Origin of the sequence: Aeromonas sp. R1-1 (genome assembly GCF_040908495.1) — a bacterium.
GTDB classification, from domain to species: Bacteria; Pseudomonadota; Gammaproteobacteria; order Enterobacterales; family Aeromonadaceae; genus Aeromonas; species Aeromonas veronii.
Window position 1 is genome coordinate 1 of the sequence record NZ_JBFODV010000245.1, and the last position, 6,831, is coordinate 6,831.

At 60.3% G+C, this 6,831-nt stretch carries 4 protein-coding genes and 2 riboswitches; of the genes, 3 read left to right on the forward strand and 1 reads right to left on the reverse strand.

Going from position 1 to position 6,831, the window contains the following annotated elements; genetic code table 11:
• Both AB5Y92_RS16475 and AB5Y92_RS16480 read left to right on the forward strand, forming a co-directional pair.
• A partial coding sequence (locus AB5Y92_RS16475) for a NahK/ErcS family hybrid sensor histidine kinase/response regulator (RefSeq protein WP_368227166.1) occupies positions 1-1,782 on the forward strand: 1,782 nt, incomplete at its 5' end.
• Positions 1,783-2,016: 234 nt separating this feature from the next.
• Positions 2,017-2,104, forward strand: a riboswitch (cyclic di-GMP riboswitch).
• Between the two features lie 103 nt (positions 2,105-2,207).
• Entirely contained in the window at positions 2,208-4,802 is a 2,595-nt protein-coding gene (locus tag AB5Y92_RS16480) for a glycosyl hydrolase family 18 protein (protein WP_368227167.1), read from the forward strand.
• 126 nt (positions 4,803-4,928) lie between these two features.
• Here AB5Y92_RS16480 and AB5Y92_RS16485 read toward each other — a convergent pair whose 3' ends face one another.
• A complete protein-coding gene (locus AB5Y92_RS16485) occupies positions 4,929-6,164 on the reverse strand; it encodes a diguanylate cyclase (protein ID WP_368227168.1) in 1,236 nt (411 codons plus the stop codon).
• Positions 6,165-6,479: 315 nt separating this feature from the next.
• Positions 6,480-6,567, forward strand: a riboswitch (cyclic di-GMP riboswitch).
• A gap of 132 nt (positions 6,568-6,699) precedes the next feature.
• Between AB5Y92_RS16485 and AB5Y92_RS16490 the strand changes: the two genes are divergently transcribed.
• Positions 6,700-6,831 (forward strand): chitinase N-terminal domain-containing protein (locus AB5Y92_RS16490; RefSeq protein ID WP_368227169.1); only part of this gene is annotated, 132 nt, incomplete at its 3' end.

Genomic DNA, 6,831 nt, shown 5'->3' on the forward strand with positions numbered 1-6,831 from the left:
GGCCGCTTCGCTGGTGAGCGGGGTGGCACCCTGGCGCCCCAGATGCAGGCCTCGGCCGAGCTGATTGCCCACACCGAGCGGCTGCTGGCGGGGGTGTTTGGTACCTCGTCGGCCCGGTTGGTGCTCGCCTCGGCCCTGCAGGGGCGCAACATGCAGCTCGAGGAGATCGCCACCATAGTGGATGAGGCCTCCGACGTGTTTCGTTTCAACCGCGGCCTGCTGCAGGGGGCGATCGAGCATATCGGGCAGGGGATCTCGGTGGTGGACAGGGAGCTTAGGCTGGTGGCCTGGAACCGCCGCTACATCGAGCTGTTCCACTATCCGCCGGGGCTTATTCAGGCAGGGCGTCCCATCGAGGAGATCATCCGCTACAACGCCCAGCAGGGGCTCTGTGGCCCCGGTGATATCGAGGATCACGTGGCGCGGCGGGTTGCCTTTATGAAGCGCGGCAGCGCCCATATCTCGGCGCGGGAGCGCCCGGACGGGCGGGTGATCGAGATGCAGGGCAACCCCATGCCCGCCGGTGGTTTCGTCATGACCTTTACCGACATCACGCCGTTTCGCGATGCGGAGCGGGTGTTGCGCGAAGCGAACGAACATCTGGAGGCGCGGGTGGCCGAGCGCACCCGTGAGCTCTCCGAACTCAACCGCCAACTGCTGCTGGTGAACCAGCAGGTGGAGCGGGCCAATCAATCCAAGAGCCGTTTTCTGGCGGCGGTCAGCCACGATCTGACCCAGCCCCTCAATGCCGCCAAGCTGTTTACCTCCTCCCTGCTGGAGATGTTGCCCGATGCTGGCGAGCAGGCGCGCATCGCCCGCCATATCGACGATGCGCTGGGGGCGACCGAGGATCTCATCACCGATCTGCTCGATATCTCGCGGCTCGAAGCGGGCAAGTTCAAAGCCAAGAAGCTCGACTTTGCCCTGCGCGATCTGCTCGACAACCTCAAGGCTGAGTTTGGCGTGTTGGCGCAGGCGGGGGGGATCCACTTCTCGGTGGTGGAGAGCAAGCACGCGGTGCACAGCGATGTGCGGCTGCTGCGCCGGGTGCTGCAGAACTTCCTGACCAATGCGTTTCGCTACAACCCGGGCGGCAGGGTGCTGCTTGGTTGTCGCCGGATGGGGGAGAAGATCCGCATCGAGGTATGGGACAACGGCCCCGGCATCCCGCAGGACAAGCAGGAGGCTATTTTTGACGAGTTCTCCCGCCTCGATCACTCCCGCACCGCCAAGGAGCAGGGGCTGGGTCTGGGGCTCGCCATCGCCCGCGGCATCTCGCTGGTGCTCGGTCATCAGCTCACATTACAAAGCTGGCCGGGCAAGGGGTCGGTCTTTGCGGTGACCCTCAATCTGGCAACCCGGCCGGTCACGGCCCATCATCTGGCGGCGCCGGTGGTGCGTGACAGCCAGCTGGAAGGTGTAGCCGTGCTCTGTATCGACAACGAGCGGGACATTCTGACCGCCATGAGCACCCTGCTCGGCCGTTGGGGCTGCGAGGTGCGCTGCGCCGTTGATCTGGCCGAAGCCGAGGCGCTGATAGCAGAGGGGTTTGTGCCACGGCTAGTGCTCTCCGATTACCACCTCGACGATGGCAAGACCGGGTTGGAGGCGCTCGCTGTGCTGCAACAGGTGTGTGGCGACGAGCTGGGAGGCATCATCATCAGTGCCGATCGCAAGAGCGAGCTGCAGGCGCAGATCCGCGAGCGGGGATATGGCTACATCAGCAAACCGGTCAAACCGCTCAAACTGCGGGCCCTGATGAACAGCCTGCTGCTGCGCTAGTCGCAGCCGGGGCGGTTAGCCGTGAACCGGCTCACAAAACCGCGCAATGATCCCGTGGCCCGTGGTCATGAATCAATGCCGAAAACAGAGATTTATTGGCGAAGATCTCTTCATCTTTCTGCTCAATCGCCGCCAGTTAAAGTATTTGCTTGCCACTGTCGGTGAACGCCGACAGTGGCAGACCGGATTGGCTCACTCTATAGTCGGGATGCGATTTTTTGCATCGCAAATGAAGTAACCGAAGGGCAAACCGATCGCAAGATCGGGACGCAAAGCTTCCGGTCCAGGGATGAGCCGTACTTGAGATAGCGGGGCCACCACAGGTTGTTGTGCACCTTTGCCAAGAGGCCGCACTGCCGTCTGCGTTACCTGTCAGGGCGTAGCCCTTTTCGTTGCCAACATAACGAAATAGGGAAATATAAAAAATGCTAAGTCCAAAGCCTACCATGCTGGCCTTCGCGGTCGGTCTGTGCTGCGCCTCGTCCGCTTATGCTGCGGCGCCCGGCAAGCCGACCATCGGATGGGGCCCCACCAAGTTTTCCATCGTTGAAGTCGATCAGGCGGCCACTGCCTACAACAATCTGGTCAAGGTAAAGGATGCCGCCGATGTGGAGGTGAACTGGAACCTCTGGAGCGGCGATCTGGGCCAGAGTGCCAAGGTACTGCTCAATGGTCAGGAGGTGTGGTCCGGCCCCTCGGCCGCAGCGGGCAGCGCCAAATTCAAGGTGAAGAAAGGGGGGCGCTACCAGATGCAGGTGGCGCTGTGCAACGCCGATGGCTGTACCCTCTCTGATGCCAAGGAGATCGTGGTCGCCGATACCGATGGTAGCCATCTGGCGCCACTTAAGGCGCCGCTGCAGGAGAACAACAAGCCCTACGCCAACAAGTCCGGCAAGGTGGTGGGGACTTACTATGTGGAGTGGGGGGTCTATGGCCGCAAGTTTACGGTGGACAAGATCCCGGCCCAGAACCTGACCCATATCCTCTATGGTTTCACCCCCATCTGCGGCGGGGATGGCCTCAACGACAGCCTCAAGGAGATCGAAGGGAGCTTCCAGGCGTTGCAACGGGCGTGCGCAGGCCGGGCCGACTTCAAGGTGGCGATGCACGATCCCTGGGCCGCCATCCAGATGCCGCAAGGCAACCTCACCGCCCATGACGAGCCCTACAAGGGCAACTTTGGCGCCCTGATGGCGCTCAAGCAGGCCTATCCGAACCTCAAGATCCTCCCCTCGGTCGGCGGTTGGACCCTCTCCGACCCCTTCTACTTCCTCGGTGACAAAACCAAGCGTGACGTGTTTGTCGGCTCGGTGAAAGAGTTCCTGCAGACCTGGAAGTTCTTCGATGGTGTGGATATTGACTGGGAGTACCCGGGCGGCCAGGGGGCCAACCCGAAACTGGGTAGCCCGAGTGATGGTGCCACCTATGTGGCCCTGATGAAGGAGCTGCGGGCCATGCTCGACGAGCTGGAGGCCGAGACTGGTCGCCAGTATGAGCTCACCTCGGCCATCGGGGCAGGGGGCGACAAGATCCAGGATGTGGACTACAAGGCGGCCCAGCCCTACATGGATCACATCTTCATGATGACCTACGACTACAACGGCGCATGGAGCAACACCGAGCTGGGTCACCAGACCAACCTCTATCCGGCGAGCTGGGACCCCGATACCAAGTACACCACCGACAAGGCGGTGAATCAGCTGCTGGCGCAGGGGGTTGAACCGGGCAAGCTGGTGGTCGGGGCCGCCATGTATGGCCGTGGCTGGACTGGCGTGAGCGGTTATCAGGGCAACAACCCCTTCACCGGCAAGGCGACCGGCAAGGTGAAAGGCACCTGGGAGGACGGGGTGGTGGATTACCGCGACATCGTCAACAACCGGATGGGGGCGGGCTGGGAGAAGGGCTATGACGAGGTGGCCGAGGCGCCCTATCTTTTCAAGGCGGCGACCGGCGACCTCATCACCTATGACAACGAGCGCTCGGTCAAGGCCAAGGGGCAGTATGTGCTGGCCAACAAGCTCGGTGGCCTCTTCTCCTGGGAGATCGATGCCGACAACGGTGACATCCTCAACGCCATGCACGAGGGGTTGGGCCACGGCGAGGGGACGACTCCACCCGCCAACAAGCCGCCGCTGGCCAATGCAGGCAGTGACCTCAAGGTGACCGGCCCGACCGAGGTGACGCTGGATGGGTCGGCCTCCCACGATCCGGAAAACAGCGCGCTCAGCTACAGCTGGAAGCAGATCTCCGGGCCGCAGGCTGGCTTGCTTGATGCCACTCAGGCCAAGGCCCGCGTTGTACTCGATGCGGTGACTGCCGACATCAATCTGGTGTTCGAGCTGACAGTGACCGATGACCAGCAGTTGAGTGCCAAGGATCAGGTTGTTGTCACCAACAAGGCGCCGCAGGCCAATCTGGCGCCGGTGGTGAGTCTACCTGCCACGGCCTCTGTGGAGGCGGGCAAGCAGGTGACCATCAAGGCGACCGCCTCTGATCCGAACGGTGATCCGTTGACTTATCAGTGGAGTGTGCCGGCAGGCATCACCGCAACGGGTCAGAACAGCGCCACTCTGGTGGTCACCGGCCCGAGCGTAACCAGCGACACCGGCTATGACCTGAGCGTCACCGTCTCTGACGGCGGGCTGGATGCCAGTGCGGCAACCCGTCTGACGGTCAAACCGGCCAGCAGCGGCGGTGGTTGCACGGCGACCGATCCGGATGCGGTCAATTGGCCAGTCTGGAAAGCGGCCAGCACCTATAACAGCGGCGACAAGGTGAGCCACAACCAGCTGGTGTGGCAGGCCAAGTACTGGACCCAGGGCAACGAGCCGAGCCGCACCGCGGATCAGTGGTTGCTGGTGAGCAAGGTGCAACTGGGTTGGGATGCCAATGTAGCCTACAACGGTGGCGAGCTCACCACCCATAACGGCCGTCAGTGGAAGGCGCAGTACTGGACCAAGGGTAATGAGCCCGGCAAACACGACGTCTGGCAGGATGTGGGGGCCGCCAGCTGTAAATAAGCATTGAATGGTGGCGGGGCATGCCGGTCATGCCCCGTTTTTTCCCCCGCTTAGCCAAATCTTGGCGGGCCTGCCAACCGGTTTCCCCCAGCTTCTCTCGTGTCCCTGCAAAGTGCTCACTCCTGCCTAGTGATTAATGTTCTCCCCGATAGCTGGCATCTGTGCCGCACGCTGCTCTTTGTGGTAGCGCTTGTGTTGGTACATGTCGGCATCGGCCCTGGCAAACGCGGCGGCAAATTCGCCGCGATAGGGTGCTATCCCCATGCTGCACGAGATAGTCGGAGAGGCGCTGGCCAGCATGGTGGTCAGCCTGGCCATCGCCTGTTGCAGCTCGGTCGGTGTCAGAGTGGTGAGCAGCACAAACTCATCCCCGCCGAAGCGGGCGGCAATCACCCCCTGACCGAAGTGCTGGCGTATGCCATCTGCGATAAGGCGCAGGGCCTGATCACCCGCCAAATGACCACTGCTGTCATTGAGCTGCTTGAGATTATCCATGTCGATCAGCAGAAGGGTGCCTTCTGGCTGCCCCTGCAGAGCGAGTTCGAATTGCTGGCGATTGGCGAGCCCGGTCAGCTGGTCGGTATTGGCCAGCTGATAGATGCGGCGGGACTGCTGATAGATGGTGATGGCGTGGCGAATATCCCGCGCCAGGATCGCCATCAGGTGGCTGTCGTAGCGGGTAAAGGCATTACGTTTGCTGCTGTCCATATTGATCATGCCGTAGAGCTGACCATCGATATGGATCGGGGTCGCCAGCGTGGCCTGGATGGGCAGGTTGGTGCAGTTGACCAGCAGCTCTCTGTCCTGTTCGGACAGGGGCATGGTGGCATTTATCTTCGACAGGTCGTTGATCAGCAGTGTTTTGTTGCAGCGCCCCTGAGTCAGCTTGTACTGAAAGGTGTGCTCCAGCGGCAGATTGATCCGCCGCAGTTTCACCAAATCCATGCCGATGGCGGCTTCATATCTCAACATGCCTGTGCCCGGCTGCAGCTTGATCAGGCAGCCCATCTCGGCTCCCGGGATCAACATCACGGCTCGTCTGAGCAGATCCTCCAGAAAGGCCTCTTCGGTCTGGTATTGCGCCGAGTTGCGGGCCAGTTCGGCGGTGGTTTCGTTGATCTTGAGCGCCTCACTCAGATGCTGCCACTGGCGGTGCAGATGGTAGCGGTAGTGGCGATAGAGCCAGAAGGTGCAGATAAGGTAGCTCTGGACTAGCAAGGTGCTGGCAAGCGGCGCCCTTTGCCAGCCATTGAGGCTGTTGATAAGCCAGATCATCCCGGCCAGTGGCAAGGCATAAATCGTCAAACGAACAAATTTGTCGTATCTGGATAACCGGGTGCGTGAGGGCAATTCGCTGGGCATGAAGACACCTGCTGGCCATGCAAAGCGGCGATTATAAATTCATTAGTTGCGATACAGATGGGTCTTTTGTCGCATATTGTTCTTACTCATTGATTTTTCTAAATTTGGTGTGATGCAGATCAAAAAAATGGTGTGAGGTATCTGGTTGGAGGTGATGAGATTAGGTCTGCATATCCGTCTGTTTTTTAAACATTAATTTCTTGAAAGTGGGTAATTGTCGGGGTTGGTAACTGGTGGGCTGGCAATGGTCCGATTTGCTTACTTATCAGAATTACCCTACAGTCAATCGGCGATTATTTATCGCCAGAAATAACGTTGTGACAAGGGCAAACCGATTGAAAAGTCGGGACGCAAAGCTTCCGGTCTAAGGGTCAAGACGACCTAGGATAGCGGGGCCACCACAGTAGAATGCAGGCTGCCTTTGCCAAGGGGTGGCCGTTTTTGTGTCACCTGTCGTGTTGCGTTGCCCTTTCGTTTTTCCAATAACGAAAAGGAAAGCAATATGCTAAGTCCAAAACCCGCGCTGCTGGCCATGATGGTCGGCACCCTGCTCGCCTCCTCCGCCGCTTATGCGGCAGCTCCCGGCAAACCCGCCATCGGTTGGGGCCCCACCAAGTTTGCCATCGTCGAAGTCAACCAGTCCGCGACCGCTTATAACGAGCTGGTC

Excerpts from the sequence above, each read along its gene's own strand:
- AB5Y92_RS16480 (WP_368227167.1), top strand. The coding sequence starts at position 2,208 with ATGCTAAGTCCAAAGCCTACCATGCTGGCCTTCGCGGTCGGTCTGTGC.
- AB5Y92_RS16485 (WP_368227168.1), bottom strand. The coding sequence starts at position 6,164 with ATGCCCAGCGAATTGCCCTCACGCACCCGGTTATCCAGATACGACAAA.